The organism is Rhodococcus sp. CH91 (assembly GCF_022554085.1).
Taxonomy (GTDB): domain Bacteria; phylum Actinomycetota; class Actinomycetes; order Mycobacteriales; family Mycobacteriaceae; genus Rhodococcus.
In genome coordinates, this window is the sequence record NZ_JAKFYR010000015.1 from 19,611 (window position 1) to 36,632 (window position 17,022).

At 66.9% G+C, this 17,022-nt stretch carries 18 protein-coding genes; 13 read left to right on the forward strand and 5 right to left on the reverse strand.

Going from position 1 to position 17,022, the window contains the following annotated elements; genetic code table 11:
• The first annotated feature begins 161 nt into the window (after positions 1 to 161).
• The 3 genes from MOM01_RS21255 to MOM01_RS21265 all read left to right on the forward strand — a co-directional run bounded on the left by MOM01_RS21255 (position 162) and on the right by MOM01_RS21265 (position 2,855).
• Positions 162 to 1,361, forward strand: a complete 1,200-nt coding sequence (locus MOM01_RS21255) for a cupin domain-containing protein (protein WP_241387434.1) — start codon at positions 162 to 164, stop codon at positions 1,359 to 1,361.
• 9 nt (positions 1,362 to 1,370) lie between these two features.
• Complete coding sequence (locus MOM01_RS21260; RefSeq protein ID WP_241387435.1) at positions 1,371 to 2,267, forward strand: sucrase ferredoxin; 897 nt, start codon at positions 1,371 to 1,373, stop codon at positions 2,265 to 2,267.
• Between the two features lie 162 nt (positions 2,268 to 2,429).
• Positions 2,430 to 2,855 carry a hypothetical protein gene (locus MOM01_RS21265; RefSeq protein WP_241387436.1) on the forward strand — a complete coding sequence of 142 codons (426 nt, stop codon included), beginning with the start codon at positions 2,430 to 2,432 and terminating at the stop codon, positions 2,853 to 2,855.
• A 30-nt stretch (positions 2,856 to 2,885) separates the two neighbouring features.
• On the opposite strand, the gene MOM01_RS21270 is transcribed toward MOM01_RS21265, so the two are convergent.
• Positions 2,886 to 3,860, reverse strand: coding sequence for a helix-turn-helix transcriptional regulator (locus tag MOM01_RS21270; protein ID WP_241387437.1), 975 nt, complete (start codon positions 3,858 to 3,860; stop codon positions 2,886 to 2,888).
• A gap of 92 nt (positions 3,861 to 3,952) precedes the next feature.
• Here MOM01_RS21270 and MOM01_RS21275 point away from each other — a divergent pair, with 92 nt between their 5' ends.
• The 4 genes from MOM01_RS21275 (at position 3,953) to MOM01_RS21290 (ending at position 5,949) form a co-directional block, all read left to right on the forward strand.
• Complete coding sequence (locus MOM01_RS21275; protein ID WP_241387438.1) at positions 3,953 to 4,372, forward strand: VOC family protein; 420 nt, start codon at positions 3,953 to 3,955, stop codon at positions 4,370 to 4,372.
• Between the two features lie 168 nt (positions 4,373 to 4,540).
• Positions 4,541 to 4,741, forward strand: coding sequence for a YdeI/OmpD-associated family protein (locus MOM01_RS21280; protein ID WP_241387439.1), 201 nt, complete (start codon positions 4,541 to 4,543; stop codon positions 4,739 to 4,741).
• Between the two features lie 61 nt (positions 4,742 to 4,802).
• Positions 4,803 to 5,126, forward strand: a complete 324-nt coding sequence (ppnP, locus tag MOM01_RS21285) for a pyrimidine/purine nucleoside phosphorylase (protein WP_241387440.1) — start codon at positions 4,803 to 4,805, stop codon at positions 5,124 to 5,126.
• Positions 5,127 to 5,250: 124 nt separating this feature from the next.
• Positions 5,251 to 5,949, forward strand: coding sequence for a DUF899 domain-containing protein (locus tag MOM01_RS21290; protein WP_241387441.1), 699 nt, complete (start codon positions 5,251 to 5,253; stop codon positions 5,947 to 5,949).
• A 46-nt stretch (positions 5,950 to 5,995) separates the two neighbouring features.
• On the opposite strand, the gene MOM01_RS21295 is transcribed toward MOM01_RS21290, so the two are convergent.
• A complete protein-coding gene (locus MOM01_RS21295) occupies positions 5,996 to 6,547 on the reverse strand; it encodes a dihydrofolate reductase family protein (RefSeq protein WP_241387442.1) in 552 nt (183 codons plus the stop codon).
• Between the two features lie 80 nt (positions 6,548 to 6,627).
• Here MOM01_RS21295 and MOM01_RS21300 point away from each other — a divergent pair, with 80 nt between their 5' ends.
• Positions 6,628 to 7,029 carry a TIGR03668 family PPOX class F420-dependent oxidoreductase gene (locus MOM01_RS21300; RefSeq protein ID WP_241387443.1) on the forward strand — a complete coding sequence of 134 codons (402 nt, stop codon included), beginning with the start codon at positions 6,628 to 6,630 and terminating at the stop codon, positions 7,027 to 7,029.
• 67 nt (positions 7,030 to 7,096) lie between these two features.
• Here the strand turns inward: MOM01_RS21300 and MOM01_RS21305 are convergent, their stop codons facing one another.
• The gene (locus MOM01_RS21305) at positions 7,097 to 7,903 is read right to left on the reverse strand and encodes a glycoside hydrolase family 19 protein (RefSeq protein ID WP_241387444.1); all 807 of its coding nucleotides are present in this window, start codon (positions 7,901 to 7,903) and stop codon (positions 7,097 to 7,099) included.
• A gap of 687 nt (positions 7,904 to 8,590) precedes the next feature.
• Between MOM01_RS21305 and MOM01_RS21310 the strand changes: the two genes are divergently transcribed.
• Positions 8,591 to 9,907, forward strand: a complete 1,317-nt coding sequence (locus tag MOM01_RS21310; RefSeq protein ID WP_241387445.1) for an alpha-hydroxy-acid oxidizing protein — start codon at positions 8,591 to 8,593, stop codon at positions 9,905 to 9,907.
• 56 nt (positions 9,908 to 9,963) lie between these two features.
• Positions 9,964 to 10,641 carry a response regulator gene (locus MOM01_RS21315; protein WP_241387446.1) on the forward strand — a complete coding sequence of 226 codons (678 nt, stop codon included), beginning with the start codon at positions 9,964 to 9,966 and terminating at the stop codon, positions 10,639 to 10,641.
• Between the two features lie 61 nt (positions 10,642 to 10,702).
• Here MOM01_RS21315 and MOM01_RS21320 read toward each other — a convergent pair whose 3' ends face one another.
• Entirely contained in the window at positions 10,703 to 11,584 is an 882-nt protein-coding gene (locus tag MOM01_RS21320) for an LLM class F420-dependent oxidoreductase (RefSeq protein WP_241387447.1), read from the reverse strand.
• 167 nt (positions 11,585 to 11,751) lie between these two features.
• Here MOM01_RS21320 and MOM01_RS21325 point away from each other — a divergent pair, with 167 nt between their 5' ends.
• A complete protein-coding gene (locus MOM01_RS21325) occupies positions 11,752 to 12,168 on the forward strand; it encodes an SRPBCC family protein (protein WP_241387448.1) in 417 nt (138 codons plus the stop codon).
• 51 nt (positions 12,169 to 12,219) lie between these two features.
• Here MOM01_RS21325 and MOM01_RS21330 read toward each other — a convergent pair whose 3' ends face one another.
• On the reverse strand, positions 12,220 to 12,780 hold the full coding sequence (locus MOM01_RS21330) for a TetR/AcrR family transcriptional regulator (RefSeq protein WP_241387449.1): 561 nt from the start codon (positions 12,778 to 12,780) through the stop codon (positions 12,220 to 12,222).
• 81 nt (positions 12,781 to 12,861) lie between these two features.
• Between MOM01_RS21330 and MOM01_RS21335 the strand changes: the two genes are divergently transcribed.
• Positions 12,862 to 15,996, forward strand: a complete 3,135-nt coding sequence (locus MOM01_RS21335; RefSeq protein ID WP_241387450.1) for a bifunctional cytochrome P450/NADPH--P450 reductase — start codon at positions 12,862 to 12,864, stop codon at positions 15,994 to 15,996.
• A gap of 151 nt (positions 15,997 to 16,147) precedes the next feature.
• Entirely contained in the window at positions 16,148 to 16,945 is a 798-nt protein-coding gene (locus tag MOM01_RS21340; protein ID WP_241387451.1) for a DUF5602 domain-containing protein, read from the forward strand.
• Positions 16,946 to 17,022 lie beyond the last annotated feature (77 nt).

The following is a 17,022-nucleotide window of genomic DNA, read 5'->3' on the forward strand; positions in this document are numbered from 1 at the left end:
GACGGGGGTGCCGACGGCGGAGCGGACGGAGGTGCCGACGGGGGTGCCGACGGCGGAGCGGACGGAGGTGCCGACGGCGGAGCGGACGGAGGTGCCGACGGGGGTGCCGACGGCGGAGCGGACGGGGGTGCCGACGGGGGTGCCGACGGCGGCAGCCAGGTGTGAGCAACCCTCGCGCGCAGCACTCCGGAATGCGGACCCGGCCCGGTGTGCTGGAATCACGACTGATCGATATCGGACGTGAGAAGTTCGCGCGCGAGATCTGGGGCCGCACACCGCTGCTCACGCGTCGCGCCGGCGAGTTCTCCGACCTGTGCACTGCCGAGGGGATCGACGAACTGATCTCGCGCCGAGGACTCCGCACACCCTTTCTCCGTGTGGCCAAGGACGGTACGTCACTACCCGACTCGTCGTTCACCTCGCCCGCCGGCGCGGGCGCCACGATCGGCGACCAGCTCGACGACACGATGCTGTGGCGCAGTTTCGCCGACGGCGCCACCCTCGTGCTGCACGCTCTGCACCGTACGTGGGAACCGATCTCGCGCTTCGGCACCGATCTGAGCACCGAGCTCGGACATCCGATCCAGGTCAACGCCTACATCACTCCGCCCGGGGGCCGAGGCTTCGACCACCACTACGACGTCCACGACGTCTTCGTCGTCCAGATCGAGGGAACCAAGCGATGGGTGATCCACGAACCGGTGCATCCCGCTCCGTTGCGCCATCAGCCGTGGACCGATCATCGCGCCGCCGTCACCCGAACCGCGGCAGGGCCGGCATGCATCGACACCCTGCTCGAACCTGGTGATTGCCTCTATCTGCCACGTGGCTGGATTCATGCCGCCGAAGCCCGGGACGAGACCTCCATCCACCTCACGGTCGGCGTCCACAACTGGACGCGTCATGCACTGGCCGAACAACTCGTCCGGGCCACGCTCGACGCGCTGGGGGACGATCCCGAGATGCGACGGACCTTACCGGTGGGACTCGACGGAATCGGAGACGAGATCGGCGCCGTCCGTGAGCGTCTCATGACCGCCCTGGTCGAGGCGGACCCTACTTCCCCGTTCGATCGGATCCGGCGGGAACAGGGACGGCCGGCCCCGTTGGGGCCCCTTTCCCAACTCGCTGCCGTGCTCGATCTCCACCCCGACACGACAGTCCGGCTTCGAGGCGCGCTGCACGCACGCCTGGAGGGATCATACCTGGTCACACGCGTAGGCCGGTTCGCTGTGCCGAAGGAGGATCTACCAGGCGTCACGCGCCTGCTCGACGGCGAGACCCATCGCGCGAAGACCCTCGGAGTAGACCTGGTCGAACGATTCCTGCGCGCAGGAATCCTCACCCCTGCGGAACGGTGATGGTGCACTGTGCCTGCCGCGGAACGCTTCTTCTGCGCAGACGCCGCCCGAACTCGCGGTGACCCGATCGCGGGTACAGCACCGCGCGGATTCGTCTGGATTCTCGTCGAATACCGCCGCGCATGGCCCACCGACGGGTTCGACGGACTCGATCTCGAGGCCACGATCAAAGCGCTCGTATCCACCGCTGCGCAGGCGGCACGCGCACGAATACTTCTGGTCCGGCGCCCCGGTCGTCGTCGACATGAAGGACCCGACAAGTGGGCGGTATTGCGCCACGAGCATTCCGGTGTCCATCGCCAGCAGTGGGGAACGTGGAGTCGTGACGAGGATCTGGCGCAGATCGCCGCCGCCCTCGCCGTGCCCGGACATGCCGGTGGCCCACCGGTCCTTCTGATCTGCACTCATGGTCGGCACGATCCGTGTTGTGCCCTACGTGGACGGCCCGTGGCACGGGCGCTCGCAGACCGCTGGCCGGAGGATGTGTGGGAATGCACGCATGTCGGTGGGGACAGGTTCGCAGCCAACCTGGTCGTCGTGCCCGACGGTGTCTACTACGGCGGTCTCGATGCCGACTCGTCCGTCACCACGATCGAAGAGCACCTCTCCGACCGCATCCATCCTGATCATCTACGCGGATACACCGATCTCCTCCCCCCGCAGCAGGCCGCCGTCGCGGCCGCACTCCGCCGCTTCGGCCCTGCGGGGCGCACCGACTACACGATCGCCGAGACCACTCGTGAGGGTGACCACTGGCGGATCCTCCTGACCGGCCGCTCACCCCACCCGCACTGTGTCGAGGTCGAACTGCAGGCACACCGCTCCCCGCCGTGCCGATTGACCTGCCGTGGACCGGCCGCGAGCTCGGTCATCGTCTACGAGCCCACCTCGGTCCGCACCCTCTGAGCGAGTGGACAGAGCGCCACGGCCGTGGTGATCCGCGCACGAACCGTACAGCTCCGCTTCTCCCACATCGCCGGTACTCGATGTGGGAGAGTTCGAGGAACGACGAATACCGCTGTGCCTTGAGCGGGCCTCTCTGCCCCGCTCGCCCGAAGGAGACTCGTTGTGCAAGCAAGCCATCTTCCCCTGCGCCTGACGACCGGCGCCTTCATCCTCAATTCCGGGCTGAGCAAGCGGAAGCTTTCTTCCGATGCCGCCGCCGGCCTGCAGAGCATGGCTGCCAACGCCTTCCCCGCGGTGCGCACGATGCGGCCCGAGACCTTCGGCACCACCCTCTGTGCCACCGAGATCGCCCTCGGAACCGTACTTCTGACCCCGATCGTGCCGTCCGTCCTGGCGGGAGCCGCGCTGACCGCGTTCAGCGCGGGTTTGCTGACCATGTACTGGAGGACGCCGGGCATGCACGAGCCGGGCTCGATCAGACCCACCTCGGACGGCACCGCCGTCGCCAAGGACGTGTGGATGCTCGGCATCGGCACCGCTCTTCTCACCGAGCGCTTCGCCGCCGGTTCACGTCGGCACCGGCGGTAAGGGGCCGGCGGCAGGAAGCACTCCGGATCCTCACGTACTCCGCAGTGCTGCTGTACGTGGGGCAGCGACATATCGCTGCACGAGCTCGGTCCCGATCCGGGCGAGTTCGGCCTGCACCGACACGGGTTCGAGGACCTCGACCTCTGCGCCCCAGCCTGCGAGAGTGCGTGCGATGTCGCGGGGCGTCGGCGCGGCGATCCGGACCCGGCTACGGCCGTCGTCGAGGTCGGCGTCGCGGTGGCAATGCAGACCGAAATGGTCGCGCAGGATCGGGACGTACGCGGTGTCGATGAGCACGCTCGCCCAGGTACGGGAACGCTTGCGCTCGACCACTCCGACCACTTCCCGCCAGGCGCGGTCGAGGGCGAAGTCGTCGGGACGTGGGGCGGGTACGTCGGTCGCCTCGGCTGCGACGATCCGTTCGACTCGGAAGGTGCGCTGCCCGCCTTCGGTCCCGGCGATCAGGTACCAGCTGTCGTCCTTGTCGACGAGTCCCCAGGGGTCGACCAGTCGCACGGACCGTTCGCGTGCGGCGTTGTCGTAGGTGAGCCGCACTTTCCGCCGGTGGACCACCGAATTCTGTAGCAGCTCGATGACGTCCGGCCGGGCTCGGTCGAGCCCGCTCCATCCGGTCCGGTCGGTCATGACGGCGCCTGCGGCCGCTTCGGCGTCGGCGCGGAAGGTATGCGGCAGGGCACGGACCAGTTTGCGGAGAGCGGTCCTCGCCTCCCCCGAGATCGACGCTGCGGGGCCGACGAGGAGGAACAATGCCTGCGTTTCGAAGGCCGAGAGTCCACTGAGGTCCGTGCGGGCACCACCGACGAGCGACCAGCCTCCGCCGCGCCCCGGCTGCGGATAGACGGGAATGCCTGCCGTCGAGAGCGCTTCGAGATCGCGGCGGGCGGTCGCCACCGACACTTCGAGTTCCCCGGCGAGCTCCGCAGCGGTCACCCGCCCCCGGTGTTGCAGAAACAACAGGGCGGCGACGAGGCGGTCTGCGCGCATGCCTCCACTATCTCCGGAAAAGTGCTCGAGGGGTGAGCACTTCGACTGCGAGAGTGGGTTCCATCGACAGGAACAGGGAAGGAATCATCACCATGTTGCGAGGACTGACCACCACCACATTCGTCGTCGACGATCTCAGCTCTGCCGTCGCCTGGTACACCGAACTGCTCGGCGTCGAACCGTACTTCGTCAGCGAGGCCGACGGCACGCCCGCCTACATCGAGTTCCGCATCGGCGACTTCCAGCACGAACTCGGGTTCCTCGACGCCCGGTTCGCACCCTGGCGCGGCACCGGCACGGACGTCGGTACCGCGCTGACCTACTGGGCCGTCGACGATGTCGAAGCCGCGTACGAACGATTGCTGGCCCTGGGAGCCACCCCACATCAGGACGTCACCGAACGCGGCGCAGGGTTCGTCACCGCGTCGGTCGTCGATCCGTTCGGCAACGTCCTCGGCGTGATGTACAACCAGCACTATCTCGACACCGTCGCGTCCACGAAGGGAGCGTGACATGGATGTCGTGGCGAGCAGCGTCGACGTATGGCGTGCCTGGCTGGAGAGGTACGGCCGATCCGAACGTGAGGTCTGGTTGATCATCCCCACAAGAACAGCCCGACGCCCGGCCTGCGCTACGACGAGGCGGTCGAGCATGCTCTCTGTTACGGCTGGATCGACGGGTTGCATCGCAAGCACGACGCCCACAGCTCGCGACTGCGCTTCACACCCCGGCGACCGAACAGCGCGTGGAGTGCACCGAACCGCACGCGCGCCACCCGCATGATCGCGCAGGGGCTGATGACCAGCGCCGGACAGGCGATCATCGACGTCGCCAAGAGCCGAGGCAGGTGGCCGGCAGCGCCGGATGAGATGCCCGTGTGAGCCCGGAACGAACCGACCCCTGCGATCCGTGGACCACTCCCGCACCGATACTCTCCTGCTCATGACTGAGCAGACCTCGACCTATGCCAACGTGACGCTCGACCCGCGCGCCAACGTCTATTTCGACGGCAAGTGCGTGAGCCACACGTTCCATCTGGCCGACGGGACGCGCAAGTCGGCCGGGGTCATCCTCCCGGCCTCCCTGACCTTCGGCACCGGAGCTCCCGAGGTCATGGAACTCCACAGCGGTGCGTGCCGGGTCCGGCAGGCCGGAAGCGAGGACTGGAGCTCCTACGGTGCCGGCGACAGCTTCGCGGTGCCGGGCGACTCCTCGTTCGACATCGAGGTCACCGAAGCCGTCAGTTACGTCTGCCACTACGGCTGACCACCGCCTGTCTCGCGGCAGTGGTCTGCGCTATCGGGCAAGCGCGGTGAACGGTTCGCGATGACTTCCGGAGCCGGACCGAGTCGACACCGGTGAACGGATCCATCCGACCCCGGGAGACGTCATGACTCAGCAGACCGGCCGCGCCCTTCCCCCGATCGTCGACGAGCAGACATGGCGAGAAGCCCTCGACGACGTGCGACGACGGGAAAAGGCCGCCACCCGTGAACTCGACGCCATCGCGGCACAGCGCCGCAGACTGCCGATGGTCGAACTGCCCGATTACACGCTGATCGGCCCGGACGGTCCGATCCGGCTCGTCGACGTGTTCCAGGGACACTCGCAGCTCATCGTCTACAACCACATGTGGTCCGACGGAGCGGAGTGGCAGTGCGGCGGTTGCACCGGTCTCACCTCGCAGTGGACACGACTGGGCATCCTCGACAACTACGACGCCCGCATGGTCGTCGTCACCAACGGCCCGATCGACGAAGCGCTGGCCTACCGGGCGAAGGTCGGCAACAGGATGGATTGGTTCTCCTCGTCGGAGAGCTCGTTCGGTGCCGACGTCGACGCACCGCCGGACGGAGGCTTCGCGGTCAACGTGTTCCTCCGCGACGGCGACACGGTCTACCGCACCTGGCACACCACCGGACGAGGAACCGAGCAGCTCAGCTACACCTTCGCCCTGATCGACATCCTGCCGTGGGGCAGGCAGGAAGAGTGGCAGGACTCCCCCGAGGGGTGGCCGCAATCCCCGACCTATTCCAAGTGGCTCGACTCCCCCGATGTGGCGCGACTCTACGGCTCGCTGCCGGACTGAGCCGTCGGGACCGAAAGACGGGGACTCGACGGATCCGGCGGCGTCCTCAATCGGCGAGATAGCGCAGCATCACCGCGGGGGCGAACGCCCTGGTCTCGACGAGTCTCAGACCGTGACGCTTGTCCGACGGTGGGAACATCGGTGTGCCGCCGCCGAGGACCACGGGTGAGACGAACAGCTGGTACTCGTCGATGAGGCCGTGCGGCATGAGCGATGCTGCGAGGTTCGCGCCGCCGACCTCCATGACCCCGTCACCCGCGGCCTTGAGCGTGCGGATTTCGTCGACGGCGTTCTCGCTCACCAGGCGGCTGTTCCAGTGGACCTCGGTGAGTGTCCGGGAGAAGACGACCTTGGGCTTCTGCGTCCAGAGTTCCGCGAATTCTCGTTCGATGGGTGTGGCGTCGTCGGGTATGTGGGGCCAGTAGTCGGCCATCAGCTCGTAGAGCCGGCGACCGTGCAGCGATATCTCGATCTCGCGATAGCGGTCGTTGTGGAACTGGTGCAGTTCCTCGTCGGGATCGGTCCAGTCGATGTTGCCGTCGCGATCGGCGATGTAGCCGTCCAGGGACACGCCGAAGCTGTAGATCAGTCTTCTCATGATCGGGTAGACCTCGGATGCGCTGCGAACTCATCGATTCGGGCCCCGGGACTCGTCCCGATGGCGCTACCGTCGGGTGCATGGACGTCCGCCGGCGCGTCGCCGCTGCCCGGGTGGCCCGGCTTGCCACGGTGAACGGCTCCGGCGAACCGCACCTGATACCGATCGTCTTCGCCCTCGACGGCGGCACGATCCACACGTGTGTCGACGACAAGCCGAAGACCACCCAGCGCCTGCGCCGCCTTCGCGACATCACCGAGAATCCCCGGGTGAGCGTGCTCGTCGACCATTACAGCGACGATTGGTCGCAGCTGTGGTGGATCCGCATCGACGGCATCGCCACGGTCCACGACGCGGACACGGCGGTGGGCGCGACCGGGCTCGACGCCCTGGCCGGCAAGTACCCGCAGTATCGCGAGAAGCGACCACCGGGACCCGTGATCACGATCGACCGGCTGTGCTGGCGTTCGTGGTCGGCGTGAGCTGCGGCGAGCGTACGCCTCCGCATCTCGGGTCCCGGTGGTCGCTGTCGCTGGTGTCCCGTGACGACTACGGCTGGAGCAGCACGTTCAGGCCGCGCTCGAAGTCGGCGATACGCCGGGACAGGGCGTGGTGGCCGCCGTTGACCAGTTCCGACACCCGGACGATGCCCGCAGTGTCCGCAACCTCGTTGAGATTGCGCGAGGTCCAGTACCAGGCTGCCGTGGTGAAGGCGTTCTCCGGTGCGGCGAGCAACTCGGGATGGGCCACGAAGTCGACTCCGGTGTGCTCGCTCACCTTCTGGTAGTTGTGGCGACCCGTGATCTGGATGGCGCCCCGGCCCTTGTAACGTTCACCGTCACCCGGCTGGTTGTTTCCGAGGTCGGCCCGACCCTCGTAGGCGCGTCCGGATGCGTATTCCTCGAACGTCCGGAAGGAATCGGACTCGACGGCGAGTTGGGCGATGAACGCCGCCTGGCGCACCGGCGTATCGATACCGTGGCGCACCATCGCGTCGTTCAAGGGGCCGATGAACTGATCGAGGCGCTCGGGCGGGATACCCGGAACGATCCGCGCCAGATCCTCGTGGGTGACCGCGGGCGGCGGGGGTGCAGGGGCGGGTGCCGGCGCGATGTCGACGGCCTCCGGGGGTGCCGCGGGAGTGACGGCTGCGGGGGTTTCGGCCCCCGTCCAGCCGCTGGTGGACAGGGCTTGCATATCCAATGCCTCGAGCAGGTTGCCGGGGTCTTGGAATTTGGTCGGGGCGGAGGGTGCCGGATCAGCGGCGGCGGCCGACGTACCGACCCCGACAGCGGTGGTGATCACGGCGGCAGCGGCGATGGCGGCACGGAAACGGCGCGAAGATGAAACGGACATGAGTAGTGCAGTGCTCCAAGATCGGCCGAGAGGGATTCGGCCTCTGTGCGGGGCCGCGGGCGTTACCGAAGGGAAATCACTGTTCCTCGTCAGATCACGATCGAGCGGCCTTGAGGTCACAACCAGATAACGTCGCAGGTGGGAGGCTTTTCAAGGCATCGTGCTCGAGGCCATTCCCACGCCTCGCATGTGGCCCACGCCGCACAGAAGCTTCGATCGGACCATTTCGGACCGCTCGACAGCACGGCCCCGGGGGTCGAATCCACGGAATTCGATCTTCATCCACTCGACCTGCGAAAAGGGTGCGCGCCCGCCCCGTATCCGTTCAGCAGCAAGGGTTTTCGAAACCACCAGACTCCACCGTCCCCACCCCTCTCCGGCGCACCTGCCGGAGCGCCGACGGCGGCCGAGCCGGACCCCGTTCATCCGACACGGAACGGTCACGGTAGTCGCCTCCCGCACCCCTGTCGTGATCTCTTCGTGTCCGAGGACACAGGGGCAGTTCTGCTTCACCCACGACGCCAGTGGGTAAGTGGGACAAGCTTCCTGGCATTCACACCTGTCTCAGCCGCAGACCCCGACGACACGGGCACCGGCATTCACAGCCACCACAGAGTTCGACAACTGTTTCCCCAACCCCACCGGTGAGGAAGGATCGACGCACCACCGCGTTCGAGAGGAGACCTCGTGACCGACACCACCACACCCGCATCCGCCGACCCCGGCCGTGACCGCCAATCCGTCGTCTACCGCGACGGTGCGCTGGGCCGCCGTCCCGCCGTACCTACCGCGTTCGGCGACCTCGAACGTGCCGCGCGGCGCGCCAGCTCGAAACGGGCGTGGGCATATGTCGCGGGCGGGGCCGGTGAGGGACGCACGATGCGCAACAACCGGCGCGCGTTCGACCGGTGGGCGATCGTTCCTCGCATGGCCCACGGCATCACCGAACGGGATCGCAGCACGACGGTCGCAGGCACGCACTTGTCGTCGCCGCTGCTGCTCGCCCCGATCGGCGCGGGCGCGTTGATGGCGCCGGACAGCGACCTGGCCATAGCGCGGGCAGCCGCGGCGACGGGCGTGCCGTACATCTTCTCCAATCAGGGCTGCAATCCGATGGAGGACTGTGCCGCTGCGATGGGTACGGGCGCGCGCTGGTTCCAGTTGTACTGGAGTTCCGACGAGGATCTCGTCGACAGTCTGTTGCAGCGAGCCGAGGCGATCGGTGCGGGAGCCGTCGTCGTCACCCTCGACACGACGATGCTGGGGTGGCGTCCGCAGGATCTGAACCTCGGATCGTTGCCGTTCGCCCGTGGCGAGGGCATCGCCCAGTACACCTCGGATCGACATTTCCGTGACATCGTCCGCCGGCGCACAGACGCGGCCCGGGACCACCCCACGGAGCGGCCCGACATGACGCTGGGCGCGATTCGCACGCTGATCTCGATGACCCGTAACCATCCCGGTAGGTTCCTCGACAACCTGCGCTCGCCGGTGCCCCGCGCCGCCGCGGAGACCTTCCTGGATATCTACTCCAACCCGGGGCTGAGCTGGAATCACCTCGCGACATTGCGGGAGCGCACCCGGCTGCCGATCGTGCTCAAGGGGATCCTGCATCCCGAGGACGCACACCGGGCCGTCGAGCTCGGTGTCGATGCGATCGTGGTGTCGAATCACGGAGGACGCCAGATCGACGGATCGATCGCGTCACTCGATGCGCTGACCGAGATCCGCGCTGCGATCGGCCCGAATCCGACGATCCTGCTCGACAGTGGGATCCGAAGCGGATCCGACATGTTCGTCGCGCTCGCTCTCGGAGCCGATGCGGTGCTGCTGGGGCGGCCCTATATGTACGGGCTGGCGGTCGCAGGGCAGCGTGGGGTCGAAGAGGTGATCCGCAACATGCTCGCAGAGTTCGACCTCACGATGGCGCTGGCGGGTGCCCGGTCGATCGCCGACATCGACGAACGGTTCGTCCGTCCCGACCCGTCGTTCCGGGAGTCCTGAGGTAGGAGTACAACCGTGAGGTCCGACCTCGCCATCACACCGCAGGAGACCACCCGATGACTCGTGTTCTCGTCGTCGACGACGAACCTCAGATCCTGCGCGCCCTACGCATCAACCTCACGGCCCGCCACTACACCGTCCTCACCGCCACCACCGCCGCCACCGCTCTGCACACCGCCGCGCGAGAACACCCCGACATCATCATCCTCGACCTCGGCCTCCCCGACCTCGACGGCATGCACGTCATCACCGGACTCCGCGGCTGGTGCACCGCCCCCATCATCGTTCTGACCGCCCGCACCGACGCCACCGACACCATCACCGCCCTCGACGCCGGCGCCGACGACTACATCACCAAGCCCTTCGGCATGGGGGAACTCCTCGCCCGCATCCGCGCCGCCGAACGCCGCACCGACACCACCACACCCACCGACCCCACCATCGTCACCGACGACTTCACCATCGACCTCGCCGCCCGAAAAGTCACCCGTGACGGCACCACCGTGCATCTGACCCCCACCGAATGGGCCATGCTCGCCATGCTCGCCCGCCACCACGGCAAACTCGTCGGCCAACGCGAGCTGCTCACCGAGTTGTGGGGTCCGACCTACACCGGGCACACCCACTACCTGCGCGTCTACCTCGCCCAACTCCGCCACAAGCTCGAACCCGACCCCACCCACCCTCGCCACCTGATCACCGAACCCGGCCAGGGATACCGCTTCGAAATCTAGGTACTCCGTCGGAGTACCGGGTCTCAGCGCGAGCGACTCGGCCGGGTTCGGTGAGGCGGGCTCAGACGAGCGACAACCGCTCGGCGCAGGCGGCCATTTCGTCGATGACATCATCGAGGTCGGCGGCGTGCCGGGAAGCCGACAACAGGATGTGCTCGGATCCGAGCGAGTGGGCCCACTCGATCTTCGACTCGTCCATCCGCGGCAGGACGTGCCCGAGGACCAGTGCGACCTCGGACGGATCGCGGCCGGCCTCCGTCGCCGCGGCTCGCATGGTGTCCACGGTTTCCGCCAACTCCTCCCCCACGAGCCCGAGCGGCTGGAACCCGTCGCCGAACCGTCCGGCACGCCGGGCCGCTGCGGCGCTGTGCCCGCCGATGTAGAGCGGCACCCGGTCGTCCCGGTACGGCTTCGGGAACGAGTAGGCCCCGGTGAAGGAGTGGAACTCCCCGGCGAAGTCGACACCCTCGCTGCCGCCCGCCCACAATGCACGCATCACCGCGATCGCTTCGTCGGTGGCCCTGCCGCGGCGCCCGAAGTCGCCTCCGCAGGCTTCGATCTCCTCCCGCATCCACCCGACCCCGAGACATATTCTGGTGCGGCCCTGGGAAAGCCGGTCGAGCGTGGCCAGACGTTTCGCCAGCACGACGGGATTGTGGTTCGGCGCGACCAGCACTCCCGTCGCCAGGCCGAGGCGAGTCGTCGCACCTGCGACGAACGAGAGCAACTCGAGGGGGTCGGGCAGGGGGCAGTCGTCGGGCAGATGCGACTTGCCCGAGGCCGAGTAGGGATACCTGCTGTCGGTATTCGCGATCACCACCGCGTGCTCGACAGCCGAGATCTCGTCGAACCCGAGGTCCTCCGCTGCACGAGCGAACTTCAACACCGCCTCCGGATCCCCTGCCATCCCCAGTTCGACGGGCATCACAACACCGAGCTTCACAGTCGACTCCCCTTTCCGTGGCCTCACCGTCTGCCAGGCCGTGGTCACCCCTCAGCTTGAACCAGGACGCACGCAGTGAGCAGGACGATCCCTCTCAGTGGCACCACCGATGTCGATGAGCAGAGGTTCTCGGTCCTGCGGGCCGTCTACGCACTACAGTTCCGTGCATGAGCACCGATACGAGCGCTGCCGGCACTCGGAGCCGCCATGTCGGTCGGGTCATCCACTGCCCACCGGCGCGGGTGTACGACTTCGTTGCCGACCCCGAGAACCTACCCGAGTGGGCGGGAGGGTTGGCGCAGAGCATGGTCGAGCGCGAGGGCGACGTCGTCCTGGCGGATTCCCCGATGGGTCGGGTACGTGTGCGGTTCACGCCCCGCAACGATCTGGGCGTGCTCGATCACGACGTCACCCTGCCGTCCGGCGAGACGGTGAACAATCCTGTCCGGGTCCTCGCGCATCCGGACGGCGCCGAGATCGTGTTCACCATCCGGCAGATCGGCTTGTCCGACGAAGAATTCGATCGCGACACCCAGATGGTCATCCAGGATCTCGAACGACTCCGAACGCTCCTCGAGTCCTGATGTGATGTTGCCGGGCGGACGAGAAAGCGTACTGCGCAGCGGGTAATTCGTTCAGAATGCGGACAGACCGGCGATCGCAAAGTTGAGGAAAGCTTCGAAGGTCTTGTCGGGGTCGGCAGAGCCTCCCTGCTCGTTCAGCGCTCCGGTCGTCTCACCGAGGATGAAACCCGACAAGAGGGCGAAAAGAGTTTTGCGGGCGTAGACCTGCGCCTTCTCGTCGACGCCGGCGTCGGCGAGAATTCGGTCGAGCGCCGTCCAGATGAGATGGTCGTTGCCGGTCACCTCCGGATGCGACAGGGCGTAGAGCCACAGAGACGGATGGCGACGTGCGCTGACACGACACGCGAAGCCCAGGTCCCGAAGCTGCTCCGTCCACGGGGCGTCGTCATCCTCGGGCACGTCCAGGTGGGAGGCGACCAAGGCACACACCCGCCGGAGAAGTGCGGTCTTGTTGTCGACGTGGTGATAGAGCGACATCGGGTTGACGTCGAGTTCGACCGCGAGCTTCCGCATGGACAGACCGTCCACGCCGCCCACATCGATGAGGCGCAGGGCAGTCGAATAGATCTCTTCGGGAGTCAAGGGTGCACCCCGATGCGCGCTGGCAGCCATACGCCGTATGCTAGCGATCGCCATACAGCGTATGGCTGGTGGTGGTGAACGACCGCCGGCCCGGGTCCGAAGGAGTTCCTTGTGTCCGCGTCTCGCTCCATCCCCATCGTGCGAGGAATACCCATCCTCGGCAACGCGCTCCAGCTGTCCGGCGACGTTCCCACCGATTTCCTGGTAGACGCCGCCCGCGAACATCCCGACGGCATCTACCAGGTGGACATCCTCGGCCACCGGGCAGTGTTCGTCTACGACCCCGACCTCGTCGCCGAGGTCTGCGACGAGACACGGTTCTACAAGAGCATCGCCCCGCCGCTCTCGCTCGTGCGCGACTTCGCCGGCGACGGGTTGTTCACCGCACGCGGCAGCGAGCCGGTGTGGGGTCGGGCACACCGCATTTTGATGCCCGCCTTCGGCCAACGGTCCATGAAGGCCTACTTCCCGCAGATGCTCGAGGTCGCCGAAGACCTGATCGCATCCTGGGCCCGGAGACAGCGCGAAGACCTGACCGTCGCCGACGACATGACTCGCCTGACCCTGGACACCATCGCCCTCACGGGCTTCGGCTACCGATTCGATTCGTTCTCCTCTCCGGACCTTCATCCGTTCCTCACAGCGATGAGCAACGCTCTGACCGAGGCCATGATCCGCGCCCGGCAACCGCAACTGGTGACCAGAATGCGCACGAAACGCGACGAGGCATACCGGGCCGACATCCGTGTCATGCAGGAATTGGTGGACGAGGTCGTCCGCCGCCGCCGCGGACGCGACCACGAGAGCGGGACCGACCTCCTCGGATTGATGCTCGACGCTACCGACCCGCGCACAGGACACGCGTTGTCCGACGAGAACATCCGCAATCAGGTGCTGACATTCCTGATCGCGGGGCACGAGACGACCAGCGGGTTGCTCTCCTTCGCCCTGTACAACCTGCTGCGCAACCCGCATGTACTCGCCCAGGCGTACCGCGAGGTCGACCGGCTGCTTCCCGCCGGCACCGTGCCCACCTACGAGATGATCATGAAGCTGGACGTGATCCCCCGGGTGCTGGAGGAAACGCTACGGATCTGGTCCCCCATCCCCGGCATCATTCTCAAGCCGTTCGCCGACACCGAGATCGGTCGTCATCCGGTATGCAAAGGTCAGCAGGTCTTCGTGTTACTACCGGCCCTGCACCGCCACCCGAAGGCCTGGGACAGACCTGACGATTTCGACATCGACAGATGGCTCCCGGAAAACAGGACCACGCACCATCCCGCCGGCTACAAACCGTTCGGGAACGGCGAACGCGCCTGCATCGGACGCCAATTCGCTCTCACCGAGGCCAAACTCGCTCTCGCGCTGATCCTTCGGCAATTCGCAATCAGCGACCCACATGCCTACCGAATGAGGGTCAAGCAGACCCTCACCCTCAAGCCGGACGGTTTCACCGTCCGCGTCCGGAAACGCCAGGCTCACGAACGGGCCACCCACCACACGCCCGTCGCGATGGCAGCGACCCGTGAAGAAGAAGTCGACACGGTCTCCGCCGGTATCACCTTCACGATCGCGTACGGTTCCAACCTCGGCACCTGCGCCGACATCGCCGAACGACTCGCCGAGCGCGCAAGCAGGTCCGGTTTCGACGTCCGCCTGGTCACTCTCGACGAACTCGCTGCCGACCCGCCCGGTCAGGGGATCCTCGCCGTGATCACCGCAAGCTACAACGGTCGGGCACCCGACAACGCCCAGTTCTTCGATGCCTGCAGCGAATTCCCGCCTCTGCACGGCGTACGACTCGCGCTCCTCGGTTGCGGCGACACCCAGTGGCCCACCTACCAGGCCTTCCCTCGACGGGCATTCGCCACATTGACCGCCGCGGGAGCCACACCCCTGATCGAGCGAGGCGAGGCCGACGCGGCCGGAGACTTCGACGGCGATGTCAGCGCGTGGACCACCGCGCTGTGGGCAACTCTGTCCGCCGAGTACGGGACCGCCGCAGTGACGGGCGGTAACCGCTACCGAGTGGAGATTCTCACCGAGGCCGACACGCGCCCCGAGGTGATCTCCGCGGCAGCCGTCCCGCTCACCGTGGTCGAGAACCGGGAACTCACCGGTGACCCCTCCGGACTCTGGGACTTCTCGCAGGAGATGCCCCGCCCCGGGGTGCGTTCGATCGTGGCCGCGCTTCCCGAGGGTGTCTCCTATGCCGCCGGTGATCACCTCGCCGTCTTCGCCAGGAACGACCCCGAGCACGTGCGGCGGGCGCTGCACCTTCTGCGCGTCCCCCACGACCAGGTCGTGCGGTTACGCGCTCGCGGAGCCACCCACCTGCCGGTCGGCACACCGGTTACGGCAGGCCTGCTGTTGACCGACTTCGTCGAACTCCAGGAACCTGCCACCCGGTCCGACCTCGAGACGCTGACCGCATATACCTCGTGCCCGGACACTCGCGACCGACTGACGGCGCTCGGCCATGCCTACAGCGAGGAGATTCGCGCCAAGCACGTGTGCGTGACGGATCTACTCGCACGGTTTCCCGCGATCACGCTGCCGTTGGCAGTCTTTCTCGAGACCGTCGGACCGATTCGCCCGCGCTACTACTCGATCTCGTCCTCACCGCTGGCCACACCCGGCCATATCAGGCTCACCGTCGGACTCGTGCAAGGTCCCTCCTGGTCGGGCGGGGGCCGGTACCGGGGCATGTGCTCGACCTATCTCGCCGATCTGGCACCGGGCGAGGTCTTCTACGGTCAGGTCCGCACTCCCACACCATCGTTCCGTTTACCTGCCGATCCGACCGTCCCGGTGATACTCATCGGACCCGGAACCGGCATCGCACCCTTGATGGGATTCCTGGAGGAGCGTGCCCGCACGGAGTCGACAGGACAGGTCGAATTGTTCACCGGTTGCCGTCACCCGGAACACGACCGGCTCTACGGCGACGACCTGGACCGCTGGCACGAAGCCGGATCGGTGCGAGTGCACACCGCCTACTCCGCGTTGCCCGATCACCCCATCCGTTACGTCCAGCACGCTCTGGTCGCCCAGGCTGATCGAATCCGGGAACTGCTCGAGCAAGGAGCGCACATCTACGTCTGCGGAGACGGGTTGCACATGGCACCGGCCGTCCGACACGCACTGGCGCAGATCTGTACCGAGCGGACCGGCGACGACGGCGAGATCCGAGTGCGCCATCTCGAGGCCGAAGGCCGATACCACCAGGACATCTTCGCCTGACACGTACCACCTCGCGGTGCGCTGAGGATGCGCCGGCCCGAGCTCGCACGCGGACCACGGATCACGAATCGATCGACTCCGTCTCTTCCTCGTCGGCCGGGCAGTTAACATCCGAACAACGCCACTCGACGACGAAGATCGAGGATTCCGCATGGATATTCGACCTCGTGCTCGACACCTCACCGTGATCGTCTCCGCGACAGTCCTCGGATCGCTCGTCGCTCCCGCGTCCGCAGCCGGCGAGGGCGTTTCCGATTCGATCGAAGGCCCGGCGCATCCTGTAGGCGCGGGCAGCGCCCGGACGTACGTCACTGTGGACGCCGACGGCACGCCCGCCGCCATCGGGGTGCGGCTCGACGCGGCCGCACTCGACGGACTGCCCGAGGCTGTGCTGCCGATCACCGAGGCCTACCTGCTCGACCTGCCCGAGGAGGCGGATGCCACCGCGTTCGATCACGTGACGGTCGACTGGAATTCGCGCGGTCACAATCCCGAGCACGGTTTCGACGTGCCGCACTTCGATGTGCATTTCTATCTGCTGGACAGGACCACCGTGGAGTCGATCCACCCGTTCGCGCCCGGCTATCTCGAGGCCGCCTCCCACCTGCCGGCCCCACGCTATCTGCCCGAGGGGTACGCACCGTCCGGTGAACCGGTGACATCGACCGTCGCCGGCATGGGCCTGCACTGGCTGGACACCGCCGAGACGGAGCACCACCTCACCGAGACCGTGGTCTACGGCACCTGGGACGGGCAGCAGGCATTCGTCGAACCCATGATGAGCCGGGACTGGCTCGCGTCCCGGCCCACGCTCCGAGAGCCACTTCCCCGGCCCGAGGCGTATCAGCGCGCGGGTCTTCACCCGACCACCTACTCCGTGCGGTGGGACGAGCCGACGCAGACGTACACGATCGAACTCGGCGGGCTGACGATGCGCGAGGCCTCGTAGGCATCGGCCGGCGAATCAAGCGCGGTCGGCATATACCGTCCGAGGTTCTTGCGGAACACATAGCCCGCCCCGGGGCG